Source organism: Streptomyces sp. NPDC047072 (assembly GCF_040643855.1).
Classification (GTDB): Bacteria; Actinomycetota; Actinomycetes; order Streptomycetales; family Streptomycetaceae; genus Streptomyces.
Genome location: NZ_JBEYVC010000010.1, coordinates 24,262 through 40,485, shown reverse-complemented (window position 1 = coordinate 40,485; position 16,224 = coordinate 24,262). Strand labels below are relative to the sequence as shown.

Here is a 16,224-nt window from a genome sequence, read left to right as displayed (position 1 = left end):
AGGCAACCCGACGTCCCGAATGGGCAAACGGCGACGTCCGCCACGGGGAAGCCTCGCCCACCCCGCCCGCGGTGAACTGCCCGGCATCCGATCGCCCACCCACGGAGCCGACCATGCCCGAAGCCGCAGGCAACGAGTTCTGGAAGAACCTCAAGCCGATCCAGAACTCCCTCAAGCCGGACGCCCTCCCCGAGGTCTACCTCTCCCAGGTGGCCACCGACGACGACCGCTACTACGTCCCGTTCACCGAGACCGTCGGCTCCCGCCCCCTGTGGATCAACGTCAAGGACAACTCCTGGGCCGACATCCTGCGCGCCAAGGAGGCGGGCCTGGTCAACCGGCACTACCACCCGCACGAGGTCTTCGCGTACACGATCTCCGGCAAGTGGGGCTATCTGGAACGCCCTTGGACCGCGCACGCCGGTGACTTCGTCTACGAGGCGCCCGGCGAGGGGCACACGCTGGTGGCGTACGAGAGCGACGAGCCGATGAAGGCGTTCTTCATCGTCAAGGGCCCGCTGATCTGGCTGGACGAGAACGGCGAGCCGGACGGCTTCTTCGACGTCCACGACTACATCGCGATGTGCCGCGCGCACTACGAGAAGAACGGCATCGGAACCGATTACGTCGACTCGCTGTTCCGGTAGCTTCCGAGGGGTGACCCTCGTCTCCCACGTGTCCACCCGGTCCGTCGACCGCGAGGACCGGATCGCCTTCTGGGAGGAGTACAACCGGCGGGCGCTGGTCGGTCTGACCTGCTCCTCGTACTCCCCCGACGGGCTGCTGGCCGCCCAGACGAACCACCGGCTGGGCGGACTGCGGCTGGCCGGGATCTCCGGCAACGAGCACGTCATCGAGCGCACCCCGCGCGCCTGCCGGGAGCTGCCGAAGGACTCGGTGTTCGTGAGCCTGCTGACCGCGGGACAGGCGGTCTTCTTCCACGAGGGCGGCTGCCTCACCCTCCGGGCGGGCGACGCGGTCCTCTACGACACCCGCGGGCCGTACCTCTTCGGCTTCCCCTCGGCCATGCGCAAGCTGCTGGTGGACATCCCCCGCGAGACCTTCGCGGAGCGGTGCGTCCCCGGCGACCTGCGCACACCGCTGCTGTTCGAGCGAGGGGCGACGGGCCTGAAAACGCCAGGGACGCCGGGAACGCGGGGAGTACCGGGTGCGCCAGGAGCGCCGGGAGTGCCGGGAGTACCGAGAGTGCCGGGTGCCCCGAAAGCCCTGGCGCCCCCCGGAGCCTCACCGACCCTGGCCGCCCCGATGGCCCTGGCCGCCCTGGAGTCCGTGCTGACCCGCTGGACCACAGGCCACACCGACGCCCACCCGACCCATATCGACGCCCACCCGATCCACACCGACGCCCACCCCATCCGCACCGGCGACGATCCCGCCCCCACCGCAGACGACCCGGCCGCGACCGAGGCCACCGTGCTGGACCTGATCCGCACCCTGATCGCCCCCCGCACCGGCGACGACCGCACCCCCACGGCCGGCCCCGCGACCGCCCCCGCCCGGCTCGCCCTGGCCCACCACTACATCGACCGGCACCTGACCGACCCCCGCCTCGCCCTGGACCGCGTCGCCGAGGCGCTCGGCGTCTCCACCCGGCATCTCGGCCGGCTCTTCGCGCCGAGCGGCACCACCCCGGCCCGGCACATCCTCGACCGGCGCCTCACCCAGGCGTATGACCAGCTCACCGACCCGGCGGGACGCGGGCGAACCGTCGCGGAGATCGCCCACCACTGGGGCTTCGCGAGCCAGGCCCACTTCACCCGGGTCTTCCGCGCCCGCTACGGCCGCACCCCCGGCGAGACACGCCCGCACCCCCGGGCGGGGGACCCGGGGGTGCGGGGGATCTAGGGACGGATCAGGGGGCCACGTACGGGAACGCGGCCGCGTAACCCTGGGTGTAGCCGGTGAGGTTGGGGTGGTAGACCTCGGTGATGTCGCCGGTGATGTCGTTGATCCACGGGTCGGAGCCGCAGGCACCGTGCCCCTTGAACGCCGAGCGCACGTCGATGTTGTAGACGGCACCCTTGACCGCGGCGGCGCCGGCGCCCTCCGCGAGGGCGTCGGCGAAGCCGTTCATGTAGCCGATCTTGGCGGAGCTGAGGTACGAGCAGGAGGTGGACAGCGCCTGCGGGTAACCGAAGGTCCAGACAACGGCGTTGGGGGCCTTCGCGTGGATGTCGCGGTAGAGCGAGGCCAGTTCGTCCACCAGCTGGTTCTTGGCGTAGTACGACATCCAGGAGGTGGCCGTCCGGCAGTAGCTGTCGCTCTCCTGCAGGCAGCCCTTGACCACCGACGTGAACTGCGCGTCGTTGCCGCCCACCGTGAGCGTCACGAGCTTGGTGTTCGAACTCAGCGCGGACAGCTGGTTGTTGCGCACGTCCGCGATGGTCGCGCCGCTGCAACTGACGTCCTTGAGCGTGAACTTGGGGTGCTTGGCCGCCCACTGGTGCGCGTAGTTGAGCGTGCTGCGCTTGCAGTCACCGCTGGCCGGGTCGTAGGAACCGGCACCGACCCCGGAGGCGTACGAGTCGCCGAGGGCCACGTACTCCCCTCCGGACAGCGCCTGGGCGGGGGTGGCGGTCGCCAGTGTGAGACCGGCGAACGCCACCACGGCGCTGACGACGGCCGACGTGAATTTACGCATGTGTTCCCTCTGGATTAGGAAGAGTGACGCGAGCGTACTGGGGCGCTGTTGCGAAACAACTCCGCCGTGTTGTCGCGGAATTGTCGGCCTGTTGCCGGAATTGAATTCTCTTCAAGGACGCCGGAAGCCACCGGAATACGGCCCTCTCCCGTGCCGTAACCTGTTCGCCATGCTGCGCCGGATACCGGATCTGCCGTGGGTCCACACGGCGTACGACATCGCTCTCGCCCTGCTCGTGTGCGGGCTCGCCGTGCGGAACCCCCTGGACTACGACCTCCTCATCGGCTGGGCGATGGGCGCGTCCCTGCTCTGCCGCCGCCACCGCCCGCTGACGATGATGGGCGTGATCTGCGGGCTCGCGCTGGCCCAGTACCTGCTCTCGGTGGTGCCCCACGCGATGCTGGCCAGCGTCCCGGCCGGGTACGACATCGCCGTACTGATCGCGATGGTCTCCGTGGTCACCCACGCCCGGCCGATGTGGCACGCCTACGCGGCCGGCGCGGCCGTCCTGGTCGGTGTGACCGCCGCCTTCGGCGGGGCCGACCCCTTCGGCAACCGCTCCTGGGACGCGGACCCCGTCGAGTTCGGCGCGGTCGCCGGTCTGTGCGCGGCGCTGTGGCTGACCGCCGTGGTGCTGCGCACCCGCAGACTGTACGTGGCGAGCCTGGAGGCCCGGGCCGCCACCGCCGAACGCGAGCGCGAGCACCTGGTGGAGCTGGCCCGCGCCGAGGAGCGCGCGGAGATCGCCCGGGAGCTGCACGACGTGGTGGCGCACAGCCTCGCGGTGATGATCCTCCAGGCGGACGGCGCCGGGTACGCCCTCAAGTCGGACCCGGACAAGGCGAGTTCGGCACTGAAGGCGATCGGCGACACCGGCCGGGACGCGCTCGCGGACATGAACCGGATCGTGCGCGTGCTGCGCGGCAGCCGCAGCTCCTTCCACGAGGAGACCGAGACCGGCCGCCGCCGGCTCTCCCTGGCCGACCTGGAGACGGTCGCCGAGCGGGCGCGGGCCGCGGGCCTGGACGTGGAGCTGTCCATCAAGGGCGACCGGAGCAGGCTGTCCACGGCGGACGCGCAGACCGTACTGCGGGTCGTCCAGGAGAGCCTGACCAACGTGCTGCGGCACGCCGGGCCCGGCGCCCAGGTCGGCATCGACCTGCGGTTCGGCACCGGCCGGGTGCTGCTGCGGGTGCTCGACGACGGGGCCGGCCGGCTGGCCCACACCCCGGCGAAGGAGCGGGTCAGCGGCGGCAACGGACTGGTGGGCATGCGGGAACGGGTGGAGGTGTCCGGCGGGCGGTTCACCGCCGGTCCGCGCCTGGGCGCGGGATGGCAGGTCGAGGCGGAGCTCCCGGTCGGGAAGCCCCAGGTGAGGACGGCGGAATGAGTGAGTCGAGCGGGACGGTCCGGGTGGTCGTGGTGGACGACCAGCCGCTGATCCGGGCCGGGTTCGCGATGGTGCTGGCCGCGCAGCCCGACATCGAGGTCGTGGGCGAGGCGGAGAACGGCGCGGAGGCGCTCGCGCTGCTCGCCCGCACCCGGGCCGACGTCGTCATCATGGACATCCGGATGCCCGTCCTGGACGGCGTGGAGGCGACCCGCGAACTCGGCCGGCGGCCCGACTCGCCCCGGGTGCTGGTGCTCACCACCTTCGACACCGACGAGGACGCCTTCGCCGCGCTCCAGGCCGGGGCCAGCGGCTTCCTGCTGAAGAACACCCCGCCCGAGGAGGTCGTGGCGGCGATCCGGGTGGTGGCGGCCGGCGAGTCCGTCGTCGCCCCGCGCGTCACCCGCCAGCTCCTGGACCGCTTCGCGGGCCGGCTCGCCCCCACCGCCCACCAGGACGAACGGCTCGACCTGCTCACCGGCCGCGAGCGCGAGGTGCTCGGGCTGATCGCCGAGGGCCTGTCCAACAGCGAGATCGCCGACCGGCTCTTCATCGCGGAAGGCACGGTCAAAACCCATTTCGGAAAAATCCTCGCCAAACTGGATCTGCGGGACCGCGTCCAGGCCGTGATCTTCGCCTACGACACCGGGCTCGTACGACCACGGTCGTAGTCCGGGCCTCTAACCCGGGTGGCACAGGGGCGGCGTACAGATCTGGTCCGGGGTTGATGTGCCGGGGCGCCCCGACTCGGAGAATTTCCTCGTACCGACGGCGAAAAGCGCCGGACGGAAATTCCCGGAGGCCGTAATGGCTGAGTCTGCCCTGCCCGGACGCTACGAGAAGGCAATTCTGCTCGCCGTGATCGTGCTCCTCCTTTCGACGACCGTGGCGGTCGGGGCCAGTTACTGGTGGCAGAAGAGCAACACCTCCGGCCACGCCCCCCGGGCCGCGGCCGAGGTCACCCTCCGTCTCCCGTCCCACGCGTCCTGACGCGCCGCCGAATCGAGGAGATGAGTCTCATGGCTACGATCATCTGGGCGGCCCGCACCGGGGTCGAGGAGACCGCCGGTCGCCGCACCGCCGCCGTCGACCTGGTCAAGGTCTACCGGCAGGGCGGCACGCAGGTCAGGGCCCTGGACGGGGTGAGCGTCGACTTCGCCCCCGGCCGCTTCACCGCGATCACCGGGCCCTCGGGCTCGGGCAAGTCGACGCTGATGCACTGCCTCGCCGGTCTCGACTCGCCCACCTCGGGCCGGGTCGTCCTCGGCGGTACGGAGCTGACGGGCCTGTCCGACCGGCGGCTGACCCGGGTCCGGCGGGAGAAGGTCGGCTTCGTCTTCCAGTCCTTCAACCTGCTGCCCCAGCTGACGGCGCTGGAGAACATCGTGCTGCCCGCGACGATGGCCGGGCGGCCCTACGACCGCTTCCTGCTCGACCACCTCGTGGGGGCGCTGGGCATCGGGGACCGGATGTCCCACCGGCCGGCCGAGCTCTCCGGGGGCCAGCAGCAGCGGGTCGCCGTGGCGCGGGCACTGCTCGCCCGGCCCTCCGTGCTCTTCGCCGACGAACCCACCGGCAACCTCGACTCCCGGTCCGGTGCGGAGGTCCTCGACATCCTGCGCCGCGCCGCGAACGACCTCGGCCAGACGGTGGTGATGGTCACGCACGACCCCCACGCCGCGGCCTACGCCGACCGCGTCCTGACCCTCACCGACGGCCGCATCATCAACGACGTCGCCACGACAGCCGAGCCGAACGCCCCCCGCATGCTGCGGGCGGTCGGGGGGTCCGCTCGGTGAACGGGGGGATCGGCGGGGGTGGGTGGATGGGCTCCGGGGGCGGGATCGGTGGCGTCAGCGGCACCGGCCGCACCGGCTTCGGTAGCGGGATCGGTGGCGGTTCCGGTGCGATCAGCGGTGGCGGCTTCCGCGCCGGAAACGGTGACCGCGCCGGGTTCGGCTTCGGCGCCGGGGTCGGTGGCGGTTCCGGTGCGATCAGCGGTGGCGGCTTCCGCGCCGAGAACGGTGACCGCGCCGGGTTCGGCTTCGGCGCCGGGGTCGGTGGCGGTTCCGGTGCGATCAGCGGTGGCGGCTTCCGTTCCGGGAACGGTGACCGCGCCGGATTCGGTGGCGGTTTTGGTGGCGGTACGGGGATCAGTGGCGGTCGGCGGACGAGCGCGGGCGTGAGCGGCAACCGGCCGCAGGCCACGGGCACCGGGATCAGCGGGGGCCTGCCGATGAGCAGGAGCACGGGCAGGAACCGGCCGACGGCCACGGACAACGGTGTCAGCACCGGCATCAGCGGAGGCCTCGCGATGAGCACAAGCGAAAACGGCCCAACGAGCAAGGGCACCGACCCCAACTCCGGCTCCGGCTCCGGCACAGGAACCGGCACCGGCATCGGCTCCAGCTCCAGCACAGGAACCGGCATCAGCGGCGGCTTGCCGACCGGCGCGGCCACCGGCCCCGGCCCCGGCCCCGACTCCGGCACAGGAACCGGCATCGGCATCGGCAACGGCAACGGCAACGGCTCCAGCTCCAGCTCCAGCTCCAGCTCCAGCACAGGGACCGGCATCAGCGGCGGCTTGCCGACCGGCGCGGCCACCGGCCCTGGCCCCGGCACTGGCCCCAGCCCCGCCCCCGGCAACGACCGGTCGGCGCGTGCGGGTTCGTACTCGAAAAGCACTGCCTCGCGCCTCGCCGACACCAAGCCGTACCAGCTGAACAACCCGGCCCACCCGGCGTGCATCTGGCAGCGATTGGTCACCGCGGCCCCCCGAGCCATCGGCATCCCCACCCGCCCGGCCCGCCTCGCCCCCCGCTCGCCCAACTCCTCCCCCCGCCGATCCCGCCTCACCCTCCGATCCGCCGACACCCCACCTCACCCAGCCGACACCTCTCCCGACCAAGCCGACACCCTCCCCCAGCCGACCGGCACCCCTCCCCACTCACCCGACACCCACCCCCGCCCAACCAACACGTCCTCCCCCGCAACCGACACCCCTCCCCGCCCGGTCGGTCCCCCCTCCCGTCCGGCCGGTGTCTCTTCCCGGCCGGGCGGGGGCTTCCCGTGGCCGGGTGGAGGTGTCCCCCGGCCGGGCGGGGGCACCCCCTGGCGGGCCACCCTGTTCGGGTCTCAGTTGGCTGAACTGCTGCGTCGGCCCGGGAGGTTGGTGGCCACCGGCCTCTCCCTCCTCGTCGCCGCGTTCGTCGTGTTCGCCGCCGTGATGGCGCAGGAGATCACCACCCGCACCACCCTCGACCACTTCCGCGGCACCCCCGAGTCCGTGACCCTGGTCGCGACGAACGACGACTCCGCGATCACCCCCGCGCAGCTCACCCGTCTCCGACAGATCCCCGGCGTCGCCGAGGCCGTAGGACGGGTCGACACCGGCGCCACGGTCGCGGGCCCCTTCGAGCACTGGCTCGCCCTGCGCTCCGACCCCGGCACCGGCCCGCTCTCCCAGATCCGCCTGGTCGAGGGCGCCTACCCCACCCGCACCGGCGAACTGGCCGTCAACAAAAGGGCCGCAGAGGAGCTGGGACTGACCCCCGGCTCCCGCACCACCCTTGTGAGCGCCGACCCGAACAACCCCGAGAAGACGGTCGAACTCCCCGTACAGGTCACCGCGATCGTCCGCAGCACCGCGACCGGCGAGCAGCAGGCGAGCGCGTACACGACCGACACCCGCATCGCCCACTTCGCGGAACTCCCCGGCTACGAGCGCGTCGACATCCGCGCCGACTCCGGTGAGGACCAAGGGGAGTTGGAGAAGAACGTACAGGCCGCCCTCGGCACCGCCACCACCCTGCGCACCGGCGCGCAGACCCGCACCGACGAGGCGCACGAGGTCCTGAACGGTGACATCGCCGACCTCTTCCGCCTGATCTCGGTGTTCCTGGCCGTCGCCGTCATGGCCGCCGCCCTGGTCGCCACCTCGACCTTCCGGATCGTCTTCGCCCAACGCCTGCGGCAACTCGCGCTGTTGCGTGCCATCGGCGCCTCCCAGACCCGCCTGGCCACCGCGCTCGCCGCGGAGGGCGCCCTCGTCGGTCTGGTCGCCGGCTCGCTCGGCGTGCTTCTCGCGCTGGCCGCCGGCCACCTCGCCCCGTCGGCCGCCCGCCTCCTGACCGGCGAGCAACTGTCCGCGCCGGGCTCCCCGTTGACGTACGCCCTGCTGGTCGTCGTAGGGACGATCGTGGTGACCGTGGGCGCGGTCCTCGCCCCCGCGCTGTCGGCGGCCCGGACCTCCCCGCTCCAGGCGCTGCGCACCGCGAGCACCGTCACCGGTGAGCGCCGGATCGGGACCGTCCGGCTCGCCACCGGCGCGCTGTTCGCCGCCGGGGCCGTGGGCCTGGCCGCCCTGGCCGGCGGGGGCGACCGCGACCTGGCGATGCTGGTCCTCGTCGCCTCCGCGACCCTCGCCTTCCTCGCGCTCATCGCGCTGGGCCCGCTCCTGGTCCGCCCGGTCCTCACCGTCGCCGGCTGGCCGCTGCGCCGGATGTGCGCCACCGGAAAGCTGGCCGTCGGCGGGGTGGGCGGTGCCCCGCGCCGGGCCGCGGCCGTCTCCGTGGTCGTCGCCCTCGGCGCCGCGCTGGTCTCCGGCGCCCTGGTTGGACTGGCCAGTCTCCAGGCCCAGTTGGAGCGGAACAACGCCATCACCTCGCCCGCCGACTTCCGGGTCACGGCCGACGAGAGGGGCCTGGGCGCCGACGTCGTACGGGAGTTGTCCGCCGCACCGCAGCTCGCCCACGTCACCACCTTCCGTACGCTTCAAGTCAAGTCCACCCTGCGGGAGTTGGAGGTGTCGGACCTGAACCCGGCCGCCCTGCCCGGGGCCCGGAGCATCGACACCGCGGGCCTCGCCCCGGGACGCGCGATCGTCTCCGCCGACGCGGCCGACATCATCGGTCTGAGCACGGGGGACCGATTCACCCTGCAGGGCGCCGAGTTGACCGTCGCCCGCACGCTGTCCGGCAGCGGCCCCGGCCAGGCGGACGTGCTCGTCGCCCCCGCCGACCTCGACCGGATGGGCGCCCCGCGCGCCGCGAGCGGCCTCTACGCCGACGCGGTGGACTCGGTCGGCACGGCGCAGAACGCGCTGGAGAAGATCGTCCACAGAAACGCCGTCGAGGAGAAGGCGGGCGACCTCGAGATCACCGTCCTCGCGGACAACAGGGTCGGCGACACGGCGATGATCGGCACGATGCGCACCATCGCCCTCGGCCTCGTCGCCCTGACCGTCCTGATCGCCGTGGTCGGCGTCGCCGCCACCACCAGCCTCACCTCGATCGAACGCACCCGGGAGTTCGGCCTGTTGCGCGCCCTGGGCCTGGGCCGCGGCGCACTGCTCGGGACGATCACCCTGGAGGCCGCTCTGTACGGCGTCCTCGGCGGCGTCCTCGGGCTCGCGCTCGGCGTCCCGTACGCCTGGCTCCTCGTGCGGACGGCCGTCGCCGACGGGCCCCTGCCGCTGCCCGCGGGCACCCTCCTGCTGGTGTGCGCCGCCCTGACCGCCCTGACCGCGCTCGCCGGGCTGCTGCCCGCCCGCCGGGCCACGCGCGTCACCCCGATGAGCGCGCTGGGAGGCGTCGAATGAACCATCTGGTGCCGGTGCGCCGTCGAGCTTTGTCCGGAGAGCGATCGAACAATGAGCCATTGCTCGACCGCGTGACCGAACGACCCCCAGGAAGGTCCGACCACGTGCACTCACGTCACGGACAGGAGCTGCGCTTCGGCGTACTGGGCCCCGTCGAAGTACTGAGGGACGACGTCCCGCTCGACCTGGGCCCGCGGCAGCGCCGGCTGCTGCTGCTGAGGCTGCTCATCGAGGACGGCCGCCCCGTCTCCCAGGAGACCCTGCTGCAGGACCTGTGGCCCACGGACCGGCCGACTGGCGCGGCCTCCTCGGTGCGCGCCCACATCAGCCGGCTCCGCTCGGCGCTCGACCCCGCTCTCCAGGGCCGCTCCGCCCTGCTCGTCAGCAGCTCCGCCGGGTACGCGCTGAAGGTGGACCGCGCGGCCCGGGACACCACGCGCTTCGACGAGTACGTCGCCCGCGCCCGCGAGGCCCTGCGGGGCCGCCGGCTCCAGACCGCCCGGCAGGAGGTCGAGGCGGCCCTCGCGCTCTGGCGCGGCGAGCCCCTCGCCGAGGCCGCCGAGCACGGCTTCGCGATCCGCGAACGCACCCGGCTGGACGGCGCGTTCCAGGCCGCGAAGGAGTTGCAGGGCGCGATCCTCGTCCAGCAGGGCGAGACGGACCTGGCGATCGACATCGCCGAGGGCCTCGTCCTCCAGGCGCCGCTGCGGGAGACGACCTGGGCGCTGCTGATGCGCGCCCTGTACGCGGCGGGCCGGACGGTGGAGGCGCTCCAGGAGTACGAGCGCTTCCGCGACATGCTGGCCACGGAACTCGGCCTGGACCCCAGCCCCCAACTCAGGGACCTCCACACGGCGATCCTCCGCCACGACGTGACGATCCTCGGCACGGCGGTGACGGGCGCGGCGCTGGGAGTGGCGGGCGCCGCGGGGCCTTTCGGCACGGCTTTCGCCCCGGCGGCCGCGGAAGAGTCCTTCGCCACGACGGGCTCGGGAGCGCCTCTCGAGGCGACCGGTCCGGCGGCGGCCTCCGGGGCGACCGGCTCGGGAGGGCCTCTCGCGGGTGCCGGCTCGGGAGGGCCTCTCGCGAATGCCGGCCCGGGAGCGTCTTCGGGTACGGCGGCTCCGGGAGCGTCTTCGGGTACGGCAACCCCGGGAGCCTCCGTGTCCCTCGATACGGCGGCCCCCGCGACGTCTCCGGCCGCCTCCTCGGGTACGACGGTCGCGGCCCCCTCCCTCGCCGACGCGGTGGGGCCCGGTGTCGCGCTCCACGCCGTCGGCCCCGTCACCATCCCCCAGCAGAGCCGCGGCCCCGCCGCCTGCGCGCACCCGGTGCCGGGACCGTTCGCCCGTACACCCTTCGTGGGCCGGGGCGACGAAATGGCGCAGCTGACCGCGCTGTTGCCGGCCGCGGCAACCGGCCGCCCCCTGTGGTCGGTGATCGGCGGCGAGCAGGGATCCGGCAAGACCCGGCTCGTGGAGGAGCTGTCCGCCCGCGCCCTGGCCGCCGGCTTCACGGTCGCCCGCACCCGCGCCGGCCAGGCGCTCAGCGGCAACCGCGGTATCTCCCAGACCTGTCCCACCGTCCAGCTCCTGGACGCGCTGCGGCAGGACGGCAAGGACTCCGCGGCGGACGAGACGGCGCGGCAGGACCCGCTTGCCACGATCGTCCACGAGCTGACCCAGGCCCCGACGCTCGTGGTGATCGACGACCTCGACCAGGCCCCGCAGGGCTTCCACCAGCTGCTGCGGCGCCTCGCGGCGATCCTGCGGGAGGGCCCGGTCGTCTTCGTGTGCGCCCTGCGCGACTCCGACGCCCCGGACTCCAGCGCACTGCTCGGCGACCTCGCGCTGCTGGGCGCGACCTGGCTGACGCTGGAGCCGCTGACCGTCGACGACGTGGCGGAACTCCTCACCGCGAGCGGCGAGGACGCCCCACAGGAGACCGCGGCCGCGCTGCACCGCCGTGCGGAGGGCCACCCCTTCGCCCTGGCGGAGCTGCTGAAGCTGCCGCCGGTCCGGCGCGTCGGCCCCCGCGCCCAGGTACCGGCCGCGCTCCGCAACCTCCTCCGCGCCCGTCTGCTCGAACTCCCGGACCAGGCCCGCACGATGCTCACGTACGCCGCCGCGGACGGCGAGTGGCTGGACCTCTCGCTCCTGGCCGCCGTGCAGGGGCTCACCCCGGACGAGCTGCTCCCCCTGATAGACGCGGCGGTGACCGCCCGCATCCTGGTCTGGGACACCGACCCCGACACCGGCGGCAGACCCCGCTACCGCCTCCCCGCGCTCTCCCGCGACGTCGTCCTGTGCACCCAGACCCCGTCCGCCCGCCAGCTCCGCCACGCGGCCCTGGCCCGCGAACTCGCCTCCCGCGACACCGTGGACACGACCCGCGTGGCCCACCACCTCCACGCGGCCGACCTCACCCCACCCCCCACCCCGCCCCACCAGACCCCCCTCCCCCGCAAACACCTCCGCAGCCTCTGACACCCCCGCACGACCGGTGTGCGCGTCCATCGACGCCCTACCCCCCACGAGCGTGCTCGGCCCACCACCCCCGGCCGCCCTGCCACTCCTCGAACCAGCGCACGAAGTCGGCCTCGATCCCGCCTTCCTCCCCCGCGTCGGCATACGGAGCCGCACACCCGTCGCCCAGCCACCAGACCCGGCCGCGCTGAGCCCCGGTGACCACGAGCACCCAGAACTCGCCGTCACGGTTGCCGCCCAGGAGGACCGATCCGTCCCGGTAGACGCCGTGGAGCAGCGGTGAGTGCTCGTCGTGGTCGTAGTAGCCGTACTCCCACTGCCACTCCTCCTCCAGCGGAAACGGCTCACTGAATCTGCGGGCGGCCGTTCTGTCGAGCGGTTCGGGGCTGAACCAGCAGTCCGCCTCCCAGGTCTGCCAGTCGTCGGGCAGCCCGCCCAGCGGAAGGAGCCGGTGCGCCAGGGACGAGCCCGCGGGCGAGCCGTCGGAGACCTCCGCGACGAACGACCGGTAGGGCTCCGGCAGTTCGACGCCATGGGCGGCTTCCCAGGCCCGCACGCCGGCCCACCGACGTTGCTGCGAGTCGTCGGTCATGTACGCGGCGAACACCCGGCCGAACCGCAAGGGGCGGGTATTTCCCGATACACCAGAACTCCGTGCTGTGGTTGTTTTTCGGCGGGTCGTGTCTTGAAAGCCGCAGGTCAGCCGGGTGGGGCAGCGGTTCTGGCGTGGTTCTGTGCCGATGGCCACAGCAAGCGGGGGCCGCGGGGGGCCATACTGAGCCATGACCAAGCCCGCTGCACCGAAGCGTCATCTGCCGACCAGCCCCTTCAAGGCCCCGGTCGCACCGGCTCCGAAACACTTCGCCATGGACGACCAGGTCACGCACGACGTGTACGGACTCGGCCGGGTCATCGGCATCGAGGACGGCATCGCGGCCCTCGTCGACTTCGGCTCGGCACAGATGCGGATCCTGAGCCCGTACTCCAAGATGACCAAGCTGTAGTCCAGGGACCTGTGACGAAAGGCAGACCTCCCATCACCACCACCCCGCTGTTCTCCGCTCTGGAAGGACAGCCCCACAACTCGACCGCGGTGTCCCCGCCGCCGGCGACCAACCCCTTCCAGGCCCCGGACTTCCCGGACTCCGAGGACTTCGACACCGAGACTCCCCAACACCCCGAAGCCGCGTAACGCCTGCCCGGCGGACCGGCCGACGGTGAGGCGGGCGACGACGCACCGGCCTCATCCGCCGCACACCCCCTACGCCGGTATCCACGCCGGCCACCGCGGCGGGATGTTCGTGGTGGGGCAGCGGCCGGAGTCGCCGGGGTAGTCGTCCAGGGTGCCGACGGTGGCGAAGAACCACCAGCCGAGCAGGACGGTGACGACGAGCACCGACACCGGTGGCAGCAGGACGCGTACGGCCTTCGGGGCGGGTTGCGCCACCGCCCGCCCCAGCGCCAGTGCCGCGAGTCCCGCGCAGCCCCCGGCCAGCGCGGTCAGCGGAAGCAGGACGTTGAGTTCGAGGCGGCCGCCGGCCTCGTAACCCGCGTCGCAGTACCAGCGCGCCCAGGCGGTCAGCTGCCAGGCGGCATGCGCCACGGCTCCCCCGGAGAACCACGCGGCGACCCAGGGAAGGCACCCGAAGCGCCCCGACTCGACGTTGCTCATGCCCTGCCACGACGCCGATCACCCCGGCCACGGTTCCGGCACTACGGCCCCACCGCTCCGCTCTACGGTCCCCACCGCTCCGGCCCGACCCCCCGCCAGTCGATCCACGGCGCGTCCGCGACCTCCGAGGGATCGATCTCCAGACCGGCCCGCCGGAGAAACTCGGCGACATCGCCCACATGATGGGCCAGCCCCAGAATCTCCCCGTCCACCCGCACCCGTCGCCCACCCGAAGGAGACGGCGGATGCACGATCACCCGAATCGGCCCGGCCACCCCTTCAGCATCATCCGCCCCGTACGACTCCGCACCTCGCATACCCAGATTCAATCATGTGTTCGATTTTATCGGCCATGGGCGGGCCACGAGGTGAGCGGGAGGGGCCCGCGGTCGACGACCGTGCGGATGCAGAACGTGCTGCGGGCGTCGCGTACGACGCCGATGGCCAGGATCTGGTCGGTGAGGACCTTCTCGAAGGTCCTCAGGTCCGGCACGGCCAGTTCGACGAAGAAGTCGGCGTCGCCGGAGACCACATGGCAGGCGACCACGTGGCCGATCGCCTTGAGCGCCTCCTCGACCACCGCCGAGGTCGTACGGGAGTGCTCGACCTTGAGGGAGAGGAACACCGTCAGCCCGAGACCGAGGCGCTCCCGGTCGAGGTCGGCCCGGTAACCGGCGAGCACCCCGTCCTCCTCCAGCGCCTTGGTGCGGCGCAGACAGGACGAGGGCGACAGCCGTACGGCCTCGGCGAGGTCGACGTTGGGGGTGCGTCCGTGGCGCTGGAGATGGTCCAGGATCGCCCGGTCGATACGGTCGTACAGGGGGCGTGGCATGAAATGCAGCGTAGCGGCCACAACGACGAACAATCCTGCGCTACGGCGCCGTAGCCGCGCTCACTACGCCATCGCGTGCCGGGGTCGGCGGCGCAATCTTGCCTCATGCACCCCTTCCCCCTGGAACCCGACCGCTCCGCCATGACGGAGATGGGCCGTCTCGTCCTGGACCGTGTCGTCGACCGCACCGACAACCTCGCGGCCCGCCCCGCGACCAGCCCCCTGTCCCCACAGGCCGAGGCCGAGCTGGTGGAGTCCTTCCTCGCGCCCCCGCCCGCCCACGGCGGCGGCCTCCACGCCCTGCTCGCCCGCCTGGACGAGGCCGCCGACTGCGCGCTGGAGACGGCCGGCCCCGGCCACCTGGCGTACGTCCCGGGCGGCGGTCTGTACTCCGCCGCGCTCGCCGAGTTCTACACCCGCGCCGTCAACCGCTACGGCGGCCTCGCCTCGGTCGCCCCGGCGCTCGCGGCCCTGGAGGAGAGCGTGGTCCGCTGGATGGCCCGCGAGGTGTGCGGCCTCCCGGAGGGCAGCGGCGGACTGCTGACCAGCGGCGGCTCGATCGCCACGTTCTCCGCGACGGTCGCCGCCCGCCACCACCGGCTCGGCGACGACCTGACCGGCGGCACCGTCTACACCACCGCCTTCGCCCACCACTCCGTCACCAAGGCCGCCCGCCTCGCCGGCATCCCGGCCACCCGCATACGCACCGTCCCGCACATCCCCGACCTGCGGATGGACCCGGAAGCCGCCGCCGCGATGATCCGCGCCGACCGGGAAGCCGGTCTGCGGCCGTTCCTGCTGGTGGCCAGCGCAGGCACCACCGACACCGGCACCATCGACCCGCTGCCCGAACTGGCGGCCCTGGCCCGCCGCGAGGGCGTGTGGTTCCACATCGACGCGGCCTACGGAGGCTTCTTCCGGCTCACCGCACGCGGCAGGGACCGCCTCGCCGGTTTCGAGGAGGCCGACTCGATCACCCTCGACCCGCACAAGACCCTGTTCCTGCCCTTCGGCACCGGCGCCCTGGTCGTCCGCGACCTCGCCGCCCTGCACGCCGCGCACGAGGGCACCGGCAGCTACCTCCAGGACATGGCCGCCACCGGCGTCCCGGACTCCGCGCACCTCGGGCCGGAACTGACCCACGAGATCCGGGGTCTACGGGCCTGGCTCCCCCTGCACCTGCACGGCGTGGACGCCTTCCGCGAGGCCCTGGACGAGAAGCTCGACCTGGCCGAACACGTCCACGACACGCTGTCCGGCGTCGCGGAGCTGGAGGTCCCGCAGCGCCCTGACCTGTCCACCGTGATCTTCCGCGTCCGCCCCGCCGACGACAGCCCGGCCGCCGCCGAGCGGGCCGACGAGGCGAGCCGCCGGCTGCTGGAGCGGATCAACGGCCACCGGCGCGTCGTGCTCTCCAGCACGGTCGTCGACGACCGCTACACCCTGCGCGTCTGCGTGGTCTCCCACCGCACCCACCACGACCGCATCGCCGAGGCCCTGAAGATCATCACCTCGGAGGCCGGGCGCGACACCGCCACGTGACGACCCGCGGGACTCGCCTCGGCCGGGGTGTCAGTCCCAAC

At 72.8% G+C, this 16,224-nt stretch carries 16 protein-coding genes; 11 read left to right on the top strand and 5 right to left on the bottom strand.

What is annotated here, in order from left to right; genetic code table 11:
* Nucleotides 1–113: 113 nt before the first annotated feature.
* Together ABZ896_RS06795 and ABZ896_RS06790 are read left to right on the top strand one after the other, a co-directional pair.
* On the top strand, nucleotides 114–647 hold the full coding sequence (locus ABZ896_RS06795; protein WP_360922995.1) for a 2,4'-dihydroxyacetophenone dioxygenase family protein: 534 nt from the start codon (nucleotides 114–116) through the stop codon (nucleotides 645–647).
* Between the two features lie 10 nt (nucleotides 648–657).
* Entirely contained in the window at nucleotides 658–1,866 is a 1,209-nt protein-coding gene (locus ABZ896_RS06790; protein WP_360922993.1) for a helix-turn-helix domain-containing protein, read from the top strand.
* Nucleotides 1,867–1,873: 7 nt separating this feature from the next.
* Here ABZ896_RS06790 and ABZ896_RS06785 read toward each other — a convergent pair whose 3' ends face one another.
* Entirely contained in the window at nucleotides 1,874–2,662 is a 789-nt protein-coding gene (locus tag ABZ896_RS06785) for an SGNH/GDSL hydrolase family protein (RefSeq protein ID WP_360922991.1), read from the bottom strand.
* A 169-nt stretch (nucleotides 2,663–2,831) separates the two neighbouring features.
* On the opposite strand from ABZ896_RS06785, the gene ABZ896_RS06780 reads away from it, so the two are divergent.
* From ABZ896_RS06780 to ABZ896_RS06755, 6 genes are all read left to right on the top strand, one after another.
* Nucleotides 2,832–4,052, top strand: coding sequence for a sensor histidine kinase (locus tag ABZ896_RS06780; protein WP_360922989.1), 1,221 nt, complete (start codon nucleotides 2,832–2,834; stop codon nucleotides 4,050–4,052).
* Nucleotides 4,049–4,723, top strand: coding sequence for a response regulator transcription factor (locus tag ABZ896_RS06775; RefSeq protein WP_360922987.1), 675 nt, complete (start codon nucleotides 4,049–4,051; stop codon nucleotides 4,721–4,723). Before ABZ896_RS06780 ends, ABZ896_RS06775 begins: the two co-directional genes overlap by 4 nt.
* A gap of 136 nt (nucleotides 4,724–4,859) precedes the next feature.
* Nucleotides 4,860–5,042, top strand: a complete 183-nt coding sequence (locus tag ABZ896_RS06770; protein ID WP_360922985.1) for a hypothetical protein — start codon at nucleotides 4,860–4,862, stop codon at nucleotides 5,040–5,042.
* Nucleotides 5,043–5,071: 29 nt separating this feature from the next.
* Nucleotides 5,072–5,851 (top strand): ABC transporter ATP-binding protein, encoded by a 780-nt coding sequence (locus ABZ896_RS06765; RefSeq protein WP_360922983.1) that lies wholly within the window; start codon nucleotides 5,072–5,074, stop codon nucleotides 5,849–5,851.
* Between the two features lie 26 nt (nucleotides 5,852–5,877).
* Nucleotides 5,878–9,651, top strand: coding sequence for an FtsX-like permease family protein (locus ABZ896_RS06760; protein ID WP_360922980.1), 3,774 nt, complete (start codon nucleotides 5,878–5,880; stop codon nucleotides 9,649–9,651).
* 104 nt (nucleotides 9,652–9,755) lie between these two features.
* A complete protein-coding gene (locus ABZ896_RS06755) occupies nucleotides 9,756–12,137 on the top strand; it encodes a BTAD domain-containing putative transcriptional regulator (RefSeq protein ID WP_360922977.1) in 2,382 nt (793 codons plus the stop codon).
* Nucleotides 12,138–12,174: 37 nt separating this feature from the next.
* Here ABZ896_RS06755 and ABZ896_RS06750 read toward each other — a convergent pair whose 3' ends face one another.
* Entirely contained in the window at nucleotides 12,175–12,729 is a 555-nt protein-coding gene (locus ABZ896_RS06750) for an SMI1/KNR4 family protein (protein ID WP_360922974.1), read from the bottom strand.
* A gap of 190 nt (nucleotides 12,730–12,919) precedes the next feature.
* Between ABZ896_RS06750 and ABZ896_RS06745 the strand changes: the two genes are divergently transcribed.
* Nucleotides 12,920–13,141, top strand: a complete 222-nt coding sequence (locus tag ABZ896_RS06745; protein WP_360922972.1) for a hypothetical protein — start codon at nucleotides 12,920–12,922, stop codon at nucleotides 13,139–13,141.
* A gap of 11 nt (nucleotides 13,142–13,152) precedes the next feature.
* A complete protein-coding gene (locus ABZ896_RS06740; protein ID WP_360922969.1) occupies nucleotides 13,153–13,329 on the top strand; it encodes a hypothetical protein in 177 nt (58 codons plus the stop codon).
* A gap of 69 nt (nucleotides 13,330–13,398) precedes the next feature.
* Here the strand turns inward: ABZ896_RS06740 and ABZ896_RS06735 are convergent, their stop codons facing one another.
* The 3 genes from ABZ896_RS06735 to ABZ896_RS06725 all read right to left on the bottom strand — a co-directional run bounded on the left by ABZ896_RS06735 (nucleotide 13,399) and on the right by ABZ896_RS06725 (nucleotide 14,641).
* Entirely contained in the window at nucleotides 13,399–13,809 is a 411-nt protein-coding gene (locus tag ABZ896_RS06735; protein ID WP_360922966.1) for a hypothetical protein, read from the bottom strand.
* Nucleotides 13,810–13,871: 62 nt separating this feature from the next.
* The gene (locus ABZ896_RS06730; protein ID WP_360922963.1) at nucleotides 13,872–14,084 is read right to left on the bottom strand and encodes a hypothetical protein; all 213 of its coding nucleotides are present in this window, start codon (nucleotides 14,082–14,084) and stop codon (nucleotides 13,872–13,874) included.
* Between the two features lie 68 nt (nucleotides 14,085–14,152).
* Nucleotides 14,153–14,641 (bottom strand): Lrp/AsnC family transcriptional regulator, encoded by a 489-nt coding sequence (locus tag ABZ896_RS06725; RefSeq protein ID WP_360922960.1) that lies wholly within the window; start codon nucleotides 14,639–14,641, stop codon nucleotides 14,153–14,155.
* Between the two features lie 105 nt (nucleotides 14,642–14,746).
* Here ABZ896_RS06725 and ABZ896_RS06720 point away from each other — a divergent pair, with 105 nt between their 5' ends.
* Nucleotides 14,747–16,183, top strand: a complete 1,437-nt coding sequence (locus ABZ896_RS06720; protein ID WP_360922957.1) for an aminotransferase class V-fold PLP-dependent enzyme — start codon at nucleotides 14,747–14,749, stop codon at nucleotides 16,181–16,183.
* The last annotated feature ends 41 nt before the right edge of the window (nucleotides 16,184–16,224 follow it).

Excerpts from the sequence above, each read along its gene's own strand:
- ABZ896_RS06795 (WP_360922995.1), top strand. The coding sequence starts at position 114 with ATGCCCGAAGCCGCAGGCAACGAGTTCTGGAAGAACCTCAAGCCGATC.
- ABZ896_RS06785 (WP_360922991.1), bottom strand. The coding sequence starts at position 2,662 with ATGCGTAAATTCACGTCGGCCGTCGTCAGCGCCGTGGTGGCGTTCGCC.
- ABZ896_RS06780 (WP_360922989.1), top strand. The coding sequence starts at position 2,832 with ATGCTGCGCCGGATACCGGATCTGCCGTGGGTCCACACGGCGTACGAC.
- ABZ896_RS06775 (WP_360922987.1), top strand. The coding sequence starts at position 4,049 with ATGAGTGAGTCGAGCGGGACGGTCCGGGTGGTCGTGGTGGACGACCAG.
- ABZ896_RS06770 (WP_360922985.1), top strand. The coding sequence starts at position 4,860 with ATGGCTGAGTCTGCCCTGCCCGGACGCTACGAGAAGGCAATTCTGCTC.
- ABZ896_RS06765 (WP_360922983.1), top strand. The coding sequence starts at position 5,072 with ATGGCTACGATCATCTGGGCGGCCCGCACCGGGGTCGAGGAGACCGCC.
- ABZ896_RS06760 (WP_360922980.1), top strand. The coding sequence starts at position 5,878 with ATGGGCTCCGGGGGCGGGATCGGTGGCGTCAGCGGCACCGGCCGCACC.
- ABZ896_RS06750 (WP_360922974.1), bottom strand. The coding sequence starts at position 12,729 with ATGACCGACGACTCGCAGCAACGTCGGTGGGCCGGCGTGCGGGCCTGG.
- ABZ896_RS06745 (WP_360922972.1), top strand. The coding sequence starts at position 12,920 with ATGACCAAGCCCGCTGCACCGAAGCGTCATCTGCCGACCAGCCCCTTC.
- ABZ896_RS06735 (WP_360922966.1), bottom strand. The coding sequence starts at position 13,809 with ATGAGCAACGTCGAGTCGGGGCGCTTCGGGTGCCTTCCCTGGGTCGCC.
- ABZ896_RS06725 (WP_360922960.1), bottom strand. The coding sequence starts at position 14,641 with ATGCCACGCCCCCTGTACGACCGTATCGACCGGGCGATCCTGGACCAT.
- ABZ896_RS06720 (WP_360922957.1), top strand. The coding sequence starts at position 14,747 with ATGCACCCCTTCCCCCTGGAACCCGACCGCTCCGCCATGACGGAGATG.